General features: G+C 47.9%; 17 protein-coding genes, 1 tRNA gene and 2 pseudogenes. 18 read left to right on the forward strand and 2 right to left on the reverse strand.

Features of this window, described 5'->3' with window-relative positions; all coding sequences use genetic code 11:
- Positions 1-21: 21 nt before the first annotated feature.
- The 7 genes from AC3ZPD_RS01250 to AC3ZPD_RS01280 all read left to right on the forward strand — a co-directional run bounded on the left by AC3ZPD_RS01250 (position 22) and on the right by AC3ZPD_RS01280 (position 4883).
- Entirely contained in the window at positions 22-1359 is a 1338-nt protein-coding gene (locus AC3ZPD_RS01250; RefSeq protein ID WP_490982449.1) for a glycoside hydrolase family 30 protein, read from the forward strand.
- A 362-nt stretch (positions 1360-1721) separates the two neighbouring features.
- Entirely contained in the window at positions 1722-2606 is an 885-nt protein-coding gene (locus AC3ZPD_RS01255; protein ID WP_490982450.1) for an FUSC family protein, read from the forward strand.
- 45 nt (positions 2607-2651) lie between these two features.
- Positions 2652-2810, forward strand: a complete 159-nt coding sequence (locus AC3ZPD_RS01260; protein ID WP_490982813.1) for an NUDIX domain-containing protein — start codon at positions 2652-2654, stop codon at positions 2808-2810.
- Positions 2767-2994, forward strand: coding sequence for an NUDIX hydrolase (locus AC3ZPD_RS01265; protein ID WP_490982451.1), 228 nt, complete (start codon positions 2767-2769; stop codon positions 2992-2994). The genes AC3ZPD_RS01260 and AC3ZPD_RS01265 overlap by 44 nt, the downstream gene beginning before the upstream one ends.
- A gap of 155 nt (positions 2995-3149) precedes the next feature.
- Entirely contained in the window at positions 3150-3605 is a 456-nt protein-coding gene (locus tag AC3ZPD_RS01270) for an NUDIX hydrolase (RefSeq protein WP_490982452.1), read from the forward strand.
- A 662-nt stretch (positions 3606-4267) separates the two neighbouring features.
- Positions 4268-4338 (forward strand) — tRNA-Gly (locus tag AC3ZPD_RS01275).
- Positions 4339-4421: 83 nt separating this feature from the next.
- On the forward strand, positions 4422-4883 hold the full coding sequence (locus AC3ZPD_RS01280) for a cupin domain-containing protein (RefSeq protein ID WP_490982453.1): 462 nt from the start codon (positions 4422-4424) through the stop codon (positions 4881-4883).
- A 465-nt stretch (positions 4884-5348) separates the two neighbouring features.
- On the opposite strand, the gene AC3ZPD_RS01285 is transcribed toward AC3ZPD_RS01280, so the two are convergent.
- Positions 5349-5771 carry a hypothetical protein gene (locus AC3ZPD_RS01285; protein WP_490982454.1) on the reverse strand — a complete coding sequence of 141 codons (423 nt, stop codon included), beginning with the start codon at positions 5769-5771 and terminating at the stop codon, positions 5349-5351.
- A gap of 345 nt (positions 5772-6116) precedes the next feature.
- Between AC3ZPD_RS01285 and yjcZ the strand changes: the two genes are divergently transcribed.
- From yjcZ to AC3ZPD_RS01340, 11 genes and pseudogenes are all read left to right on the forward strand, one after another.
- Positions 6117-6233 carry a sporulation protein YjcZ gene (gene yjcZ, locus AC3ZPD_RS01290; RefSeq protein WP_490982455.1) on the forward strand — a complete coding sequence of 39 codons (117 nt, stop codon included), beginning with the start codon at positions 6117-6119 and terminating at the stop codon, positions 6231-6233.
- Positions 6234-6584: 351 nt separating this feature from the next.
- Positions 6585-7016, forward strand: a complete 432-nt coding sequence (locus AC3ZPD_RS01295; protein WP_490982456.1) for a DUF3888 domain-containing protein — start codon at positions 6585-6587, stop codon at positions 7014-7016.
- Between the two features lie 127 nt (positions 7017-7143).
- The gene (locus AC3ZPD_RS01300) at positions 7144-7686 is read left to right on the forward strand and encodes a hypothetical protein (RefSeq protein WP_490982457.1); all 543 of its coding nucleotides are present in this window, start codon (positions 7144-7146) and stop codon (positions 7684-7686) included.
- Positions 7687-7981: 295 nt separating this feature from the next.
- A complete protein-coding gene (locus AC3ZPD_RS01305) occupies positions 7982-8455 on the forward strand; it encodes a FusB/FusC family EF-G-binding protein (protein ID WP_490982458.1) in 474 nt (157 codons plus the stop codon).
- 190 nt (positions 8456-8645) lie between these two features.
- Positions 8646-8879, forward strand: a complete 234-nt coding sequence (locus AC3ZPD_RS01310) for a DUF896 domain-containing protein (protein WP_490982459.1) — start codon at positions 8646-8648, stop codon at positions 8877-8879.
- 319 nt (positions 8880-9198) lie between these two features.
- Positions 9199-9330 (forward strand): hypothetical protein, encoded by a 132-nt coding sequence (locus AC3ZPD_RS01315; protein WP_490982460.1) that lies wholly within the window; start codon positions 9199-9201, stop codon positions 9328-9330.
- 72 nt (positions 9331-9402) lie between these two features.
- A pseudogene (locus AC3ZPD_RS01320) lies at positions 9403-9564 on the forward strand (family 43 glycosylhydrolase); the annotation flags it as partial.
- A gap of 8 nt (positions 9565-9572) precedes the next feature.
- Complete coding sequence (locus AC3ZPD_RS01325; protein WP_490982814.1) at positions 9573-10064, forward strand: beta-xylosidase family glycoside hydrolase; 492 nt, start codon at positions 9573-9575, stop codon at positions 10062-10064.
- 285 nt (positions 10065-10349) lie between these two features.
- On the forward strand, positions 10350-10562 hold the full coding sequence (locus AC3ZPD_RS01330; protein ID WP_490982461.1) for a hypothetical protein: 213 nt from the start codon (positions 10350-10352) through the stop codon (positions 10560-10562).
- A gap of 31 nt (positions 10563-10593) precedes the next feature.
- Positions 10594-11592 (forward strand): glycoside hydrolase family 43 protein, encoded by a 999-nt coding sequence (locus AC3ZPD_RS01335; protein ID WP_490982462.1) that lies wholly within the window; start codon positions 10594-10596, stop codon positions 11590-11592.
- A 130-nt stretch (positions 11593-11722) separates the two neighbouring features.
- Positions 11723-12763: pseudogene (locus AC3ZPD_RS01340) on the forward strand (LacI family DNA-binding transcriptional regulator); the annotation flags it as partial.
- A 122-nt stretch (positions 12764-12885) separates the two neighbouring features.
- On the opposite strand, the gene AC3ZPD_RS01345 reads toward AC3ZPD_RS01340, so the two are convergent.
- A complete protein-coding gene (locus AC3ZPD_RS01345; RefSeq protein ID WP_490982463.1) occupies positions 12886-13845 on the reverse strand; it encodes a sugar kinase in 960 nt (319 codons plus the stop codon).
- Positions 13846-14114: the final 269 nt, after the last annotated feature.

The following is a 14114-nucleotide window of genomic DNA, read 5'->3' on the forward strand; positions in this document are numbered from 1 at the left end:
AAGGAATGGAGAATGAGAGCCATGGCGAAAATAGAAAAGTTTGTGACAAGCCAGTCTACGGGAGATCGTCTTACGTCTAAAGGAGAAGTAACGTTCAGCAATACTTCCGGCAGTGCCGACCTTAAGGTGAATCCGGAGCAGAATTACCAGGAGATTATCGGGTTCGGGGGCGCTTTTACGGAAGCGGCTGCTTATACGTTGTCCCGGATGAGCCCTGAGAAAAGAGCGGAAGCGATCCGCGCTTATTTTGATCCGAAGGACGGCCTTGGTTATTCGATCGGCCGCGTGCATATTCACAGCTGCGATTTTGCGCTCGGCAACTACACGTACGTAGAAGACCATGATGCGGAGCTTAAAACGTTTGATATTTCCCATGACTTTGAACATATTATTCCGCTCGTGAAGGACGCAGTTGCCGCAAAAGGCAGCGAGCTGAAGCTGCTGGCTTCCCCGTGGAGCCCTCCGGCCTGGATGAAGACGAACGGCGAAATGAACCGCGGCGGCAAACTGAAGCCTGAATTCCGCGACGCTTGGGCGCTTTATTATACAAAGTTTATTAAAGAGTACCGCAAAGCCGGCGTAGATATTTGGGGCATTACAGTGCAAAACGAGCCGGACGCCGTTCAAACGTGGGATTCCTGCATTTACAGCGCGGAGGAAGAAAGAGATTTCGTCAGGGATTATCTCGGTCCAACGATGCACCGCGAAGGTTTGGCCGATGTTAATCTTCTGATCTGGGACCATAACCGCGATATTATCGTTGACCGTGCAAGCACGGTTTATAACGATCCTGAAGCGGCCAAATATGTCTGGGGTACCGGCTTCCACTGGTATGTGAGCGAAGAGTTCGAAAATGTAGGGAAGGTCCATGAATTGTTTCCGGACAAACACCTGCTGTTTACGGAAGGCTGCCAGGAGCAAGGGGTTCATTTGGGTTCTTGGAAAACGGGCGAACGTTACGGCCGGAACATGATCGGCGACCTGAACAACTGGACCGAAGGCTACCTGGACTGGAACATCGTTCTGGACGAAACCGGAGGTCCAAACCATGTCGGCAATTTGTGCGACGCTCCGATCATCGCGGATACGACAACGGACGAATTGCACTACAACAGCTCTTATTATTACATTGGGCACTTCAGCAAATTTATCAAACCGGGCGCAGTCCGCATCGGGCTGAATGCAGCCGGGGGCGAGCTGCTGTCCACCGCTTTCCGCAATCCGGATGGAACAATTGCCGTGGTCGTGCAAAACGAAACCGACGCTCCGCACAGCTTTACGCTGGGCTGGGAAGGAACGTCTTCCGCCCAAGAAACGCTGGAGCCGCATTCTATCGCAACTTACGTGATTGCATTGTAAGCTTGGGCGGTGAGCATAAGCTGAATGGAGCGGATGGGTCTGGTCTCCAGTCAGCCAACGTTGCCGCAATAGGCCGGGTCCGTGGATGAAACGCCGCCTGAACTTCCGAGGTTTCCGTTTGGAATTGGGGAGAAAGAGGCCGGAAACTTCGAGGAATCAGAAGGATTTATTCATTGGACCTGCGACAATTTGATTGTTGTTAGAGTCAGCCTTTACATGAAACACGTTTTTCTTATTGAAATCATCGCCGGACGGGGGTTCGGCGGTGATTTTTTTGGTTTGGGCCTTAATCCTGTATAATGGTTTCTGAATTGTTTTTTTACAATCTACAACTTATGTACGGAAAGAAGGCTAATTTACGAATGAGCTGGGGAATCGGACTGCGGAACATCAAAACGGGCATTGCCATATGCATTTGCCTGGTCATCGCGGTCATCTTTAAACTGAATTCGCCGTTTTATGCGGCAATCGCAACCATCATTTCTATGGAAAACACGATTACAAATTCTTTCGCGGCCGGAAGGCACCGGACGATGGGCACGCTGGTCGGGGCACTGATTGGCGCTTGTTTTGCGTTCGTCGATCCGGGGAATGTTCTTTTATGTGCCTTGGGTGTGGTTATCGTCATTTATGTTTGCAACTTGCTGGGCTGGAACAAATCCGTTTCGATCGGATGTATCGTTTTTCTGGCCGTCATGCTGAATCTGGGCAGCGGAGCCAGCTCTTGGGCCTACGGATTTCACCGCATCATCGATACGTTGGTAGGCATCGCCGTAGCGGTGGCCGTCAATTATTTGATTTTTCCTCCCCGGCTGGAAGAGAGGCTGGAGGAGAAACGGGTAGCCTTTGCGGAAAGGCTCAGCCGTGAATTCAAAAAGCTGGCAGAAAGGGAAGAAGCGGCCGATCTCCCAATGCTGCGGGCGGAGCTGATCAACCTGGAGCAGGCGTTTGAGCAGTGGAACAACGAAATCCATCCGCGCAAGCAAACCTCCCTGCAGACCCGGGAAAAAGGAGAGGTGATTTTTTCCTACCGGCAGATTTACGAGCATTTGGTGATTATGGAGCGCTTGCGGGAAGAACAGGGAGCAGGGAGCGGCATTGCGCAGCCGGTCCAGGAGCAAGCCCAAATCGTGTACGCCTACCATCGGAATTGGATCCATCAGGAGCTGCGGAAGCAAGGGCTTCCTGTGCCTGATTTGAAGGCTCTCCGTCCGCTCGGGACGGTCACGGGACAAGCGGAGCAATAAATATAGATTCCGGGGATACGCGCCGGATGTAAACTTATTTTCCAAATAAGAGAATGGAGGAAGCCAGGCGGTTCCATGGAACCGGGTGAAACCTTTGAGGAAGCCGCAGCCAGAGAGCTGATGGAGGAAACGGGGCTTGTGGCAGGGGGGGCTGTGTTTCATGGAGCTGTTCTCCGGAAAAGTGTTTTATTACCGGTACCCTAATGGGGATGAGGTTTATAATGTGATAGCCGCATATATCTGCGAAGCCTATGAGGGGCGGCTGATGGCCGACAGGGAGGAAGTTTCGGAGCTGCGTTTTTTCGGCCTGGAGGAGCTGCCTGCTGATGAAGAGATCAATCCGGCGGACGGGCCGGTAATCCGGAGATTTTTAGAGCTGAGGGCTTGAAGGACAACATAACATGGCGTTAGAAAGAGTTGATTTGAGCTTCCCCTGTTAAGAAAATAGAAAGCTTCCACGGTTGCCCCTCTCCGTTTTCAGCTTTGGCGAATATATTAAATGGGGACTTTATTCGCAATGCGAGAAATGGAGGCTTTAGAGGGATGGGATACATGCTGGATTTGAGAACTCTCGTCGGGACAAGGCCTTTGATTATGAACGGATCGTGTGTTGTGCTGCTGGATGCCGATGACAGACTGCTGCTGCAGCGAAGAACCGACAACGGTCTTTGGGGACTGCCGGGCGGCTCCATGGAGCCGGGGGAAAGTTATGAAGATACGGCCCGCAGGGAGCTGCTGGAGGAAACCGGCCTGCGTGCAGGAAGGCTGAAGCTGCTGGACCTTTATGCGGGAAAAGATTTTCACTTCTTTTATCCAAACGGAGACGAAGTGTTTTTGGCAGTTGCCTCTTATTTGTGCACCGAATATGACGGCGAGATAAACGGCGGGGACGAGGAGGTGCAGGAGGTTCGATTTTTCGAGTTGAACCGGCTGCCTAAAACGATTCATCCGCCCGACTGGCCGGTGATTCGCAAGCTGTTGTTTAATATGCCGAGATGATGGGATTTTAAAATTTCTGCTGAACAGGTATGCACATGTTGATTGCGTTTGTGGCGGTTTCCGTTTCGGCCCTATACTTGGAGGTCGTTGTTCTCAATGGAGAGCTGCGGCCTTTTTTTTGCTGAGGGGGAGGGGGAATCAGGGGGGAGACATAAGAGAATTAAACAAAGGAAATTGATTGATAAAGAGGAAGGGAATGGATAGCCGGGAACCGAATACGTAAGGAAAGTAACTCCTTGGGAGAGGAATTTTTTTAAAAACAGGAAGAATCGGGAGGTATTTCTCCTCAATACATACTAATGCAAAGTCAGTTAAGATTGAACAAGATTTGGATACTATAGTTCAAGTAAACAACTCAGAATTGGGATTTTTTGCGGGACTGGTACTGTTCATTGTATTGTTCGTAGTATGGAAGGTGTTTTGTGAATTATTGCTAATCATATTTAACGCCTTTAAATACTACATGAAGTCTGAATGAGGATCAGGTGAATAAGGGGTACAACTCTATCAAATCGCCTCCAATAATAGAAGACCTAAAACCTGATATAAAAAGGGAGATACAGTATAAAGCCATGCCGGGACAGAGCAAGCTTGAAGGTAAACATGTTCGCCCGGCTTGAATTTTCCTTGTTAATATGCTACATTATTCAAGCGTGACTCATGCGGGTGTAGTTCAATGGTAGAACTCCAGCTTCCCAAGCTGGTGGCGTGGGTTCGATTCCCATCACCCGCTTTAGCATGAAAAATCGTTGAAACCCTTGTACTGCAAGGGTTTTTCTTTTGCGCAAAATAAATAACTAAATAGGAGGAAATAGCATGCAGGAAATTTTGTCCGTACTTGGTGGTCCACGTATCCAACATTTAACGAAATTATCGGAGGATCAAGGCTATTGCTTGATGAGAGCTGAGTTCGGTCCGGGTGTATTTGTGCCTATGCATAGCCATGAAGATCGGGAAACCTTCTATGTTCTTTCTGGGGAGCTTGAAGCTTGGACGGGAGACGGTTGGACGAAAGTTCGGCCCGGTGAAATATTGGATGTTCTAGGAAATGTGAAGCACTCCTGGAGAAATGTATCCAATGAATCAGCATTCGTGGTGGTAGCCTCAACGGTGAGGATGGGGGAATTTTTTGAAAAGGTCGGAAGACCTGTCTCATCCGTAACGCCTGGTCCGCCGGATCCAGAGGACCTGAAAAATTTTAGAACCGTAGCTGGACAGTATGGCTTCTGGCTGGGATCTCCCGATGACAATGCCGCCATTGGTCTTTCGATGGGCTAAGGCCGGGAACGGTTTTTGGATTAATGTGAAAACAGTATGACAAGGAACCTTATTTATGAAAAATGTAAATATACCATCGAGCACTGGTACATGACCAGGCGTTCGGATAAATGGCCAGGCACCCGGCTCGCAACCGGGACGCCGGCCTTTTTTGTTATTTATGATAGAAAAAGGAGGGAGATGATATGCAGGACGGTGATCGTGCCATCTTTATAATTACTATGATTAATGGCTCGGAGAAGGAATATCCCTTCCAATGAGCGATGTTACTGCGTTTATGAACGGGTACATGCTAAAGATGCTGGGAACCGATCCATCGAAGTTTGCAATCAGCAAATACACCAATAATAATGGGCCAGTTCTTAATTTGATCTCCCAGCTGTTGAGCTGCTTATAGCAGGGAAGGTTCGGAAGAAGCAGCAAACCCCCTGTCAGCTACGGCTGACAGGGGGCTTTTTGTTTCATTTAATCGCTTGCCAATATTCCATCAAAGTTTTCTGGACCTACCCGTATTGTGCCCAGCAGGTTCGAGCTAACAAATGCCGTGTAAGTTATTTGCGGTGTGATCGGCGGATCAAAATCAGTTGCAGAAAATGTGAGTACCTGTGGAGCCAGGACTGTCAGATCAAAAGTAGAGGTTGCAGAATATACAAGTGGATCAGTAGGCTCAGTACCCCGAACAATAGTAATGGTTATACCAACTAAAGCCAATGGCAGCTGTAAAGAAACCGTACCAGAGAGGCTTACTCGTGGATTAGCGCCAACTCCTGCGGTAACGATACCTATTTGTCCAAATAATTGCGGTGTATCGACTACGAGGATTGGGATGGCTATTGAGCCTGCAAAACTTGCATTCTGAGAGGTTCTAAGGTCAATGAATGTAGACATGTTGTTTCACATCCTTTCTTAGGATAGCTTATTCATTAACCTTCCATATGGAGATAGTTTAATATCTATTTTAATTTTTGGCAGAGCCTTTTTTATTAAAGAAAAGACATTGTGGCCCAATAGGTGGCTGGTTTTGTTAGTAGGCTTCGTTATTAAGTTGTGAAAATAGGCTATTGCGTAATAAACCTGTCTGACTTCAATTCCATATTTGTAGCTCCGCTCTGTTCTTCGGCTCCTAAGGGCGAAATCCTTATTCTAAAAAAATATCCAACGGCCTAGTCCAAACTCGAAATTATTCATATACTGTGATGTATCGCAAACTTAGATTTTTAGGAGGAATTATTTATGAATGATGTTGGCGGAGGTTACGGCGGCGGCCTCGGAGGACTGGGTACTTCCACAGCTGCGATTCTGGTATTGTTCATCCTTTTGGTAATTATTTCTCGGGCATTCTTTTTGTAAGACGAACGCCCGGTTAGTCAAATCAGAAACAGATCAAGTACAGAAGAAGACCACCGAGGAACAAGTCCACGGTGGTCTTTTTAGTATCATTCTGATGAACTCTCCTTTAAAATTAAATTTCAAAAGCAAGAATACAGTTTATACCAAGGATTGTCTAAACAATATTGACTATTTATGTAATGAAGGACTAAGATAACAGAAAAAATAAGGATTAAGCAAAATAGTAGTATGTTTCAAGTTTTTTAACTGTTGAATGGGGCACCAAGCCAATTTATATTACTGCTATAGAATAAACCATCTCCATCTTCCAAAGGATAATGTCTGAATATTCCTTTAAAGGTGGTGCAAGTTATGTTAAAAAAATGGATTGTGTGTATTTTTATTTTGACGGTTATGATGCAGCCCAAAGCCTGCTTTGGAGAAGAGCCTGCAGACTCAAGAGAATTGCAGTTTCAAGACATGCTGATGCTTTTTTTGGTGCCTCATATGAATGAAGAGTTGGCAATCATTTATTCCCCTTATTTAAAAAGCCCGCCAGTGCTTTATCCGTATTTTGTTGACATCCTCCAGGTGGAACGAATAAATGGATATAGAGGTTTTGATTTTTTGGTAACCGTAGAGGTTACTCCAACCGTAGGCCCGCATATAGCCGTGGGGAAAGACCGCTTTTTTTATGAAATTTCGCCTCTGTTCCCTGACAACGTGAAGTTTATTAGAGCAGAACATTTAGAGGGGCCTAACAAAAAGCTAATTCCGCCAAATTATTTGGATATTTTTAAGTAAAGTTGATGTTTTTAGTATTAGGAGGCCAATTGTATTTTTTTGATAATAAAAATTTAAAGCCTAAATTTAGGTAAGGAATTTTAAGTTGAACAGATGACAGAAGGTTACCACGTTTAAGGAGCTTGCCATGCGAAAAGCTTTAACCCTATCCATTTTAGTAGTTTTAATGGGTTTGATAATTTCTATTATCGTGTTCTTTTACCCCAAAAAGATAAGCGTGAATGTTCAAGGTGTAGATTACAGGTTAGGCGAAAGCGACCAGGGAATGAAATTAACCAATATAAAGATGAACGGAAAGCTGTATCGCCAACTGAACGGGAATCGGACGTTTAAAGGATCCCTGGATATCGAAGGAGAAAAAATCCCTGTACCCGAGGATCAGAGAGACCTGACGATTCGTTTTTATAAAGCGATTGGCGAGGGCGGGTTAATAGTTTATCCGTATATAGAAAACCATGGTCCTTATATTTTTCAATATGGATATTTGTTTGCTAATAAAAGGTTTAACGAGTTTACCATAAGCATTTTTGAACAAGATAAGGATGGAAGCGGCTCCTGGAAACCGGATGATGGTCGAATGATTTCAGCTCCGGCCTCAAACCGGGAGGAGGCGCTTCGAATCTCGAATCAACTTATGGGAGCTTTTAATAATGGGAAGGAACTAAAATGATTGAACTACGGAGCCAACGGCTCCCTTTTTTTCGCCCAGCTAATCCTCCAAAATCAATGCTCCTGCCCGCTCCTTGCTGCTATACTTTGCTTATGATCTGTTATTAGGGGTTTTACAGTGGCAATACTGAATTGCTCATTTACTAGGGAAGCCTCATGCAAAGCCTGATCTGGGGCGATACTTTGCGTGGGGAGCGATAGACGAACAAACTTCTTTCGCCCATACTAAACTTTATCGTTTCTAATAGCAGGCTTTGGACCTTAGGTTTTTTATTAAAAATAAGGGGCTGGAAGCTGTGCACACACCATTTATTAGAAACCATCAGTTTAACGTAATTAAAAAACAATCGGAATTTCTGCAAAAAACATTGCGAACGGTCGCGGACCGGAAGGTGCTTGAAACCGTAAGATATCGTGCCGGGCAAAACGTTGCTGAAGCTTTTTCTTCCCTGACGGAAGAGCAGAAGGGCCTGCTGGAACCCATCACGACGCTTGAGACGGCCCATGATTTTCAGCATTATCTTACCGGATTAGAGTCTTGCTTGGAGTCTTTCCCGCCGATTACGCCGATCAACAAAAAAGAGTACTGCTTGTTCTGCAACGGGCACCAGGAGCTAGCCTTTTTCTCGGTCAAAACCAAGTCTGCCAATGCCTTGCCGGATAATCACACGACCTATGCTCAATACGTTTGTCTGGACAATCATATATGCAATCAGAGCATTACCGATCCAGGACCTCTGGAGAGATTCATTTTGTCGGTAAGCAAATGACAGCGGCTGCCTGAGGCAGCCGTTTTAAGTTAGCTGTTAACAGCACCCTTCTAAAAAGTTGACAAATACATCAAAACAAATTATCTTTAATTAAAGAAATATTATTTAAAAATATTTTCCCTTCAATGCACCAGACGGAAAATCAGTCAAAGGCTGCATAAAAGGATCTTAAAGAAAGAGGTGGAGAAACATGATTCCTATGCTACCCAGAATCAATGAACTTAGCAGAAAAAGCCTTAACGAAGGATTAACCGATAAAGAAAAAGCTGAACAAGCCGGTTTGCGGCAGGACTATTTGAAGCTCATTCGCGGTCAAATCGAAACCACTCTGTTGAGCGTCTCCGTGGTTGACCCGATTGGAAACGACGTTACCCCGGCCAAGCTTGTCCAGGAGAAAGAAAAGCAAAACAAATATATAAACTGAGCCAAAAAATAAAGAGTAGAACAGTCAGGCGGTTTTAGTTGGGGAGCACCCTAATTAAAGCCGCCTCATTTTTTTACCGATAGGAAAATCATACACTCCTCCAGCCAGAATCGTTAAATATTGAAAGCCCGCCTTAAATCTACGTATTGAGGAGAGGGGCGATTTGGGGTTACAATTTAGATGGCTTCAGCTGATAGGGCCAGTGAACGGTTAACTTTAAAAGATAATGCAAGCGCTATCAATCAGGCCTTGTATACGATTTATTTCGGCATCTATCTATCAGGGAACGGGCTTTTAGATGGTTAGGAGGAAGGCTAAGATGAACACCATTGTAAATCCGATTCTGCGCGGGTTTGACCCTTCGCTTTTCATGACGAGGACGGGCGAAAATGGCTGCTCAATATGGTGTGGGATCACCGCAAAGGACGCAACCACTTCGGCGGAATTGTGATGCAGGAGTATGATTTCAGGGAGAAAAAGCTGACCGGCCCGATACATAATTTTCAGCGGAACTCCGCTTGGTTTGACGGAAGCGCCTCATCTTTACCGGCATGGGGATTATTATTATCTGCTTACCGCTGAAGGCGGCACCCGCTTGGATCATGCCGTAATGATGGCGCGGTCCAAGTCTATTTTGGGTCCCTTCTGCGCCTCCGGGGCGGGGAGTCATTCTCGTCTGCTCATGGCCAAAGTCTGGTCGCCAGACGGCAGCAGGCTTTTTGCGCAGAAGCGGAAACGGCCGTGGAGTTTGATTCGTATACCTATCAGCAGATGGCAGGACTGGTCTATTATTACAACGCCCGGAACTGGTATTACCTGCGGGTCAGCCGGGATGAAACCTTGGGCAAATGCTTAAATCTGCTGACCAGCGGCCAGGGACAATACGATGAACCTCTGGCCGAAGAAATCTCTCTGGAGGGAATCCCAAATGTTTATCTGAAGCTGAAGCTTGAGGAGGAACAGGCCCAATTTTTCTACTCGACGAATGGATCCGGCTGGCACCCGGTTGGACCCGTGCTTGACGCAAGCGTCATGTCCGACGAACACGTAGAGACCAAACGCGGCGGCGTCCTGTTGGATCAAGGGTTTACAGGCGCTTTTATCGGTATCTGTGTACAGGATTTAAGCGGGCGCCAAAAACATGCGGATTTTGATTATTTTGCTTACCGTGAAGGCGAGGAATGAATTCTGTAGGTTCAGCACTATATTTTTAGGAGAGGTGTGTGCTTATGACGACAGGTATGATGAAAGCAGCCATCATGGATTAGCCGCTGTCGATAGCCGTCCGGGACGTCAGCATCCCGGTACCCAAGGAGAACGAGGCGCTGATCAAGGTTTATTGCATTGGTATTTGCGGATCCGACGTTCATTATTACGAGCATGGAAAAATCGGCCGCTACAATTTGTGCCCGGACGTTTCCTTCCTGGCCATGCCTCCCGTCAACGGGGCCTGGGCGGAGTATATCGTGAATGCCAAGCGACTATCTGTTCAAGCTGCCCGACACGATGAGCTACGAGGAAGGAGCGCTGCTGGAGCCGTTGTCCGTCGGCTTCCATGCCTTGCTTCGCGGTCAGGCCAAGCCGTTCGACCGGCTGCTGATCACGGGACTTGGCCCGATCGGCCTGCTGGCCGGGCAGGCAGCCAAGCTGTTCGGCGTGTCGCAAGGTGTTGATTTATCCTAATTTGCTAATTTAACTGAAAAGGAGCTTCCAAATGAATAATAAAATTCCTGTTCCGAACCAGCCGCTTGTAACCCATATTTATACGGCGGACCCATCCGCCCACGTTTTTGAAGGCAAAATTTATGTTTATCCGTCCCATGATCTTGAGCACGACGGTCTGGATAACGATAATGGCGATCAATATGCCATGGAGGATTATCATGTGCTGTCACTGGATAACTTTGAATCTCCGGTAGTGGATCATGGGGAAGCACTTCACCTGCGTGACATTCCATGGGCCTCCAAGCAGCTGTGGGCACCGGATGCCGCGCATAAAAACGGCCTTTATTATTTGTTTTTCCCGGCTCGCGATCATGACGGCATTTTCCGGATCGGCGTGGCAACCTCCAAATCGCCCGCGGGGCCTTTCCGCGCCGAACCCGATTATATTCCGGGAAGCTTCAGCATTGATCCGGCCGTGCTCGTCGACGACAATCAAAAGGCTTATATTTATTTTGGCGGCCTTTGGGGCGGACAACTGGAAAAATGGCAGACCGGAACCTTCCAGCCGGATGCGCCAGAGCTCAAACCGGATCAGCCTGCGCTTGGCCCCCGCGTAGCGTTGTTAAGCGAAGATATGTTGTCCTTCCAGCATGAACCGCAAGAAATCTCGATTGTGGACGAAGAAGGTCAGCCGATTTTGGCAGGCGACGAGGACCGGAGATATTTTGAAGGCCCATGGGTCCATAAATATAACGGTCTCTACTATCTCTCTTATTCTACGGGGACAACCCATAAGCTGGTCTATGCGGTAAGCGAAAATCCGCTGGGGCCTTATACCTTTAAAGGGACTATTCTTACGCCCGTCATCGGCTGGACCACCCATCATTCGATTGTCCAATTCGAAGACAAATGGTATCTTTTTTACCACGACAGCTCCCTGTCCGGCGGTGTTAACCATAAGCGCAGCGTGAAATATGCCGAACTAAAATACAACGAAGACGGCACCATCCAGACGATAGATCCATATCCGACAGAAACAAACGTTTAGGAACAGAACAGGTTCGAAAAAAAGAATCCAAGCGATCCAAAAAAGCCGGGGGAACCCCTGGTTTTTTTGCTGTTTTTTCGCTTTGTAGAAAAAGCTCCTGCTTTCCGCTATGCTATTGTAAGAAGAAAACTTATGTTGGAAAAGAGAGAACCGGAAAATGAAAAGGCTGAAAATAGACGATGTTGCCCGCGAGGCGGGTGTATCAAAAAGCACCGTGTCCCAATATTTAAACGGGCGCTATAAGTATATGAGCGAGGAGACCCGGAAACGAATCGCAGAGGTGATCGAGGAACTCGGGTACCAGCCGAACGGCCTTGCCCGCAGCCTGAAGCAGAACCGGACGTTTCTGGTCGGCGTCGTCGTGGCAGATATTGATTATTCCCTATCGATTCAATGCGTCAAGGCGATTGAAAGCGAGCTTCAAAGCCGCGGAATCCAGGTGCTGATCTGCAATTCCGACGAGAACCCGGAGAAAGAGCAGCGGCATATCGAGACGCTTATGGCTAGGCAGGTCGACGGATTGATCCTTTTTCCCACCGGCCATCAGGCTTCTGCTTACGAACGGCTGAATGAACTGCAGCTGCCGTTTGTATTAATCGACCGGCTTGTGGAGGGCGTAAGCACTCAAAGCCTGCTGCTTGATAATGAAATGGCGGCGAAGCTGGGGGTGGAGGAGCTGGTTCGAAGCGGGCACTCCCAAATCGGCATCGTAACGCTTCCGCTGGGCGAGCAGGGGATTACGCCGCGCAAGGAGCGGTTGGCCGGATTCCGGAAGGCGATGGAGGAAGCGGGGCTGCAGCCGAGGGAAGCCTGGATGATCAGCACGCCGGCGAGCGAAATTGCCGGCAGGCTGGAGGAGCTGCTGGCGCTGCCGGAGCCGCCGACGGCCCTGATCGCCGGGAACGATATCGTGCTCGCCGAGCTGCTGAAAGCAGCGAACCGGCAGGGGATCCGCATTCCCGAGCGCCTTTCGCTGATCGGCATTGACGACGCCGAATTTGCCCGGATTTATAATCCCGCCATCACCACGATTCGCCAGCCTGCATGGGAGATGGGCGCCCAGGCGGCCAAGGTGATTTTATCCGCGATAGAGGAAAAAGATCGGCCTGTCCCGATTACCTACCGCTTTCCGCCAACGCTTCAACAGGGGGCATCGGTGAGAGGCGTGTAGCCGGAAGGAAAGCTGTTTGCTTTCCTTTTTGAAGGCTTGAGGCGTTTCTCAGCATAAGAAAGGGAGCACAACCGGAAATCGAACCTGGTTTGTGCTCCCGTTTTAATTAGCCAATACATACTCTATTTCATCAAAGCGCCATGAGCCAGAAACGTTTCCAGTTCGGAGCGTCGCGGCAAACCTTCTCTGTCCCCGGGGGACATCACAGCCAGCGCTCCCAGCGCATTGCCCCGCATGGCAGCAGACCGCACATCCAGATTTTCCAGCAGTCCGCTGATGACGCCTACGGCAAAAGCATCGCCTGCGCCGACCGTATCCACAACCCGCTCTACTAGATATCCCGGCGCAAAACCTTCCGTTTCTGCCGTTTTATAAAAGGCCCCGCTCGGCCCCATCTTAACGGCGACGAAAGAAACTCCCTGCTTCAGATAATAGTCCGCGATTTCCTCCGGTGATTCCAGGCCGGTCAGCAGCCGGGCTTCCCCGATTCCAGGGAAAAACCAGTCGCAATGGGCAGCCAATTCGTTAATCGTCCGGATCATGGTGTCCTGATCCTGCCAAAGCACCGGACGGAGATTAGGATCAAATGAGATCGTCCGGCCTATTTTTTTCATATAATCCATGGCATGGCGCGAAAATTCCAGCATGGAAGGCGAAAGGGCGGCCGAAATTCCTGTTACGTGCAGATGGCCTGCAGCAGCAAAATAAGAAGGGTCAAAATCGGCAATGCTCAGCGTGGAGGCCGCGGAGTTTTTGCGGTAATATTCGACTTTGGGATCTCCGGTTAACACCTGTGATTTGAGGAGCAGTCCCGTTGGACGTTCTTTGGAAAACAGGACGCCGGCAGTATCGATTCCCTCCAGCTTCTGCGCTTCCAGAATAAACCGTCCGAAGCTGTCTTCGCCCAGCTTGGTTACGTAACCGGTTGCATGACCGAGACGACAGAGGCCTGTCGCCACATTATTTTCCGCACCCGCCACCCATTTGGAAAAGGTAGTTACTTCATGCAGCTCTCCGATTTCCTCCGCCCGAAACATCACCATCGGTTCGCCAAAAGTAATGGCCGCCAATGTTTTTGACATGCTTAATCCCCCTTAAAGATTACTTTCCCTCAAAATATCACATAAACCGATTTAGTACAACGTTAACTTTGTGATCAAAGCAAATAGTAAATGGGTTTCTAGCGACCTTAAAAGTGATAAATTGAGGATTTTATTTAATATAACAAGAAATTTATGAAAGTAGACCTCTTATTCTGAAATCGGTTGCAAAAAAGCGTTGACTCTGTACTTTAATAAGTTTAGTATCTATTTTAAGAGATGTTTAATGAATTTGATAAATTAATTTACTA

The organism is Paenibacillus mobilis, assembly GCF_058267595.1.

What these genes read in the sequence shown, in the direction of transcription:
- AC3ZPD_RS01250 (WP_490982449.1), top strand. Translation starts at nt 22, where the DNA reads ATGGCGAAAATAGAAAAGTTTGTGACAAGCCAGTCTACGGGAGATCGT.
- AC3ZPD_RS01255 (WP_490982450.1), top strand. Translation starts at nt 1,722, where the DNA reads ATGAGCTGGGGAATCGGACTGCGGAACATCAAAACGGGCATTGCCATA.
- AC3ZPD_RS01265 (WP_490982451.1), top strand. Translation starts at nt 2,767, where the DNA reads ATGGAGCTGTTCTCCGGAAAAGTGTTTTATTACCGGTACCCTAATGGG.
- AC3ZPD_RS01270 (WP_490982452.1), top strand. Translation starts at nt 3,150, where the DNA reads ATGGGATACATGCTGGATTTGAGAACTCTCGTCGGGACAAGGCCTTTG.
- AC3ZPD_RS01280 (WP_490982453.1), top strand. Translation starts at nt 4,422, where the DNA reads ATGCAGGAAATTTTGTCCGTACTTGGTGGTCCACGTATCCAACATTTA.
- AC3ZPD_RS01285 (WP_490982454.1), bottom strand. Translation starts at nt 5,771, where the DNA reads ATGTCTACATTCATTGACCTTAGAACCTCTCAGAATGCAAGTTTTGCA.
- yjcZ (WP_490982455.1), top strand. Translation starts at nt 6,117, where the DNA reads ATGAATGATGTTGGCGGAGGTTACGGCGGCGGCCTCGGAGGACTGGGT.
- AC3ZPD_RS01295 (WP_490982456.1), top strand. Translation starts at nt 6,585, where the DNA reads ATGTTAAAAAAATGGATTGTGTGTATTTTTATTTTGACGGTTATGATG.
- AC3ZPD_RS01300 (WP_490982457.1), top strand. Translation starts at nt 7,144, where the DNA reads ATGCGAAAAGCTTTAACCCTATCCATTTTAGTAGTTTTAATGGGTTTG.
- AC3ZPD_RS01310 (WP_490982459.1), top strand. Translation starts at nt 8,646, where the DNA reads ATGATTCCTATGCTACCCAGAATCAATGAACTTAGCAGAAAAAGCCTT.
- AC3ZPD_RS01315 (WP_490982460.1), top strand. Translation starts at nt 9,199, where the DNA reads ATGAACACCATTGTAAATCCGATTCTGCGCGGGTTTGACCCTTCGCTT.
- AC3ZPD_RS01330 (WP_490982461.1), top strand. Translation starts at nt 10,350, where the DNA reads ATGCCAAGCGACTATCTGTTCAAGCTGCCCGACACGATGAGCTACGAG.
- AC3ZPD_RS01335 (WP_490982462.1), top strand. Translation starts at nt 10,594, where the DNA reads ATGAATAATAAAATTCCTGTTCCGAACCAGCCGCTTGTAACCCATATT.
- AC3ZPD_RS01345 (WP_490982463.1), bottom strand. Translation starts at nt 13,845, where the DNA reads ATGTCAAAAACATTGGCGGCCATTACTTTTGGCGAACCGATGGTGATG.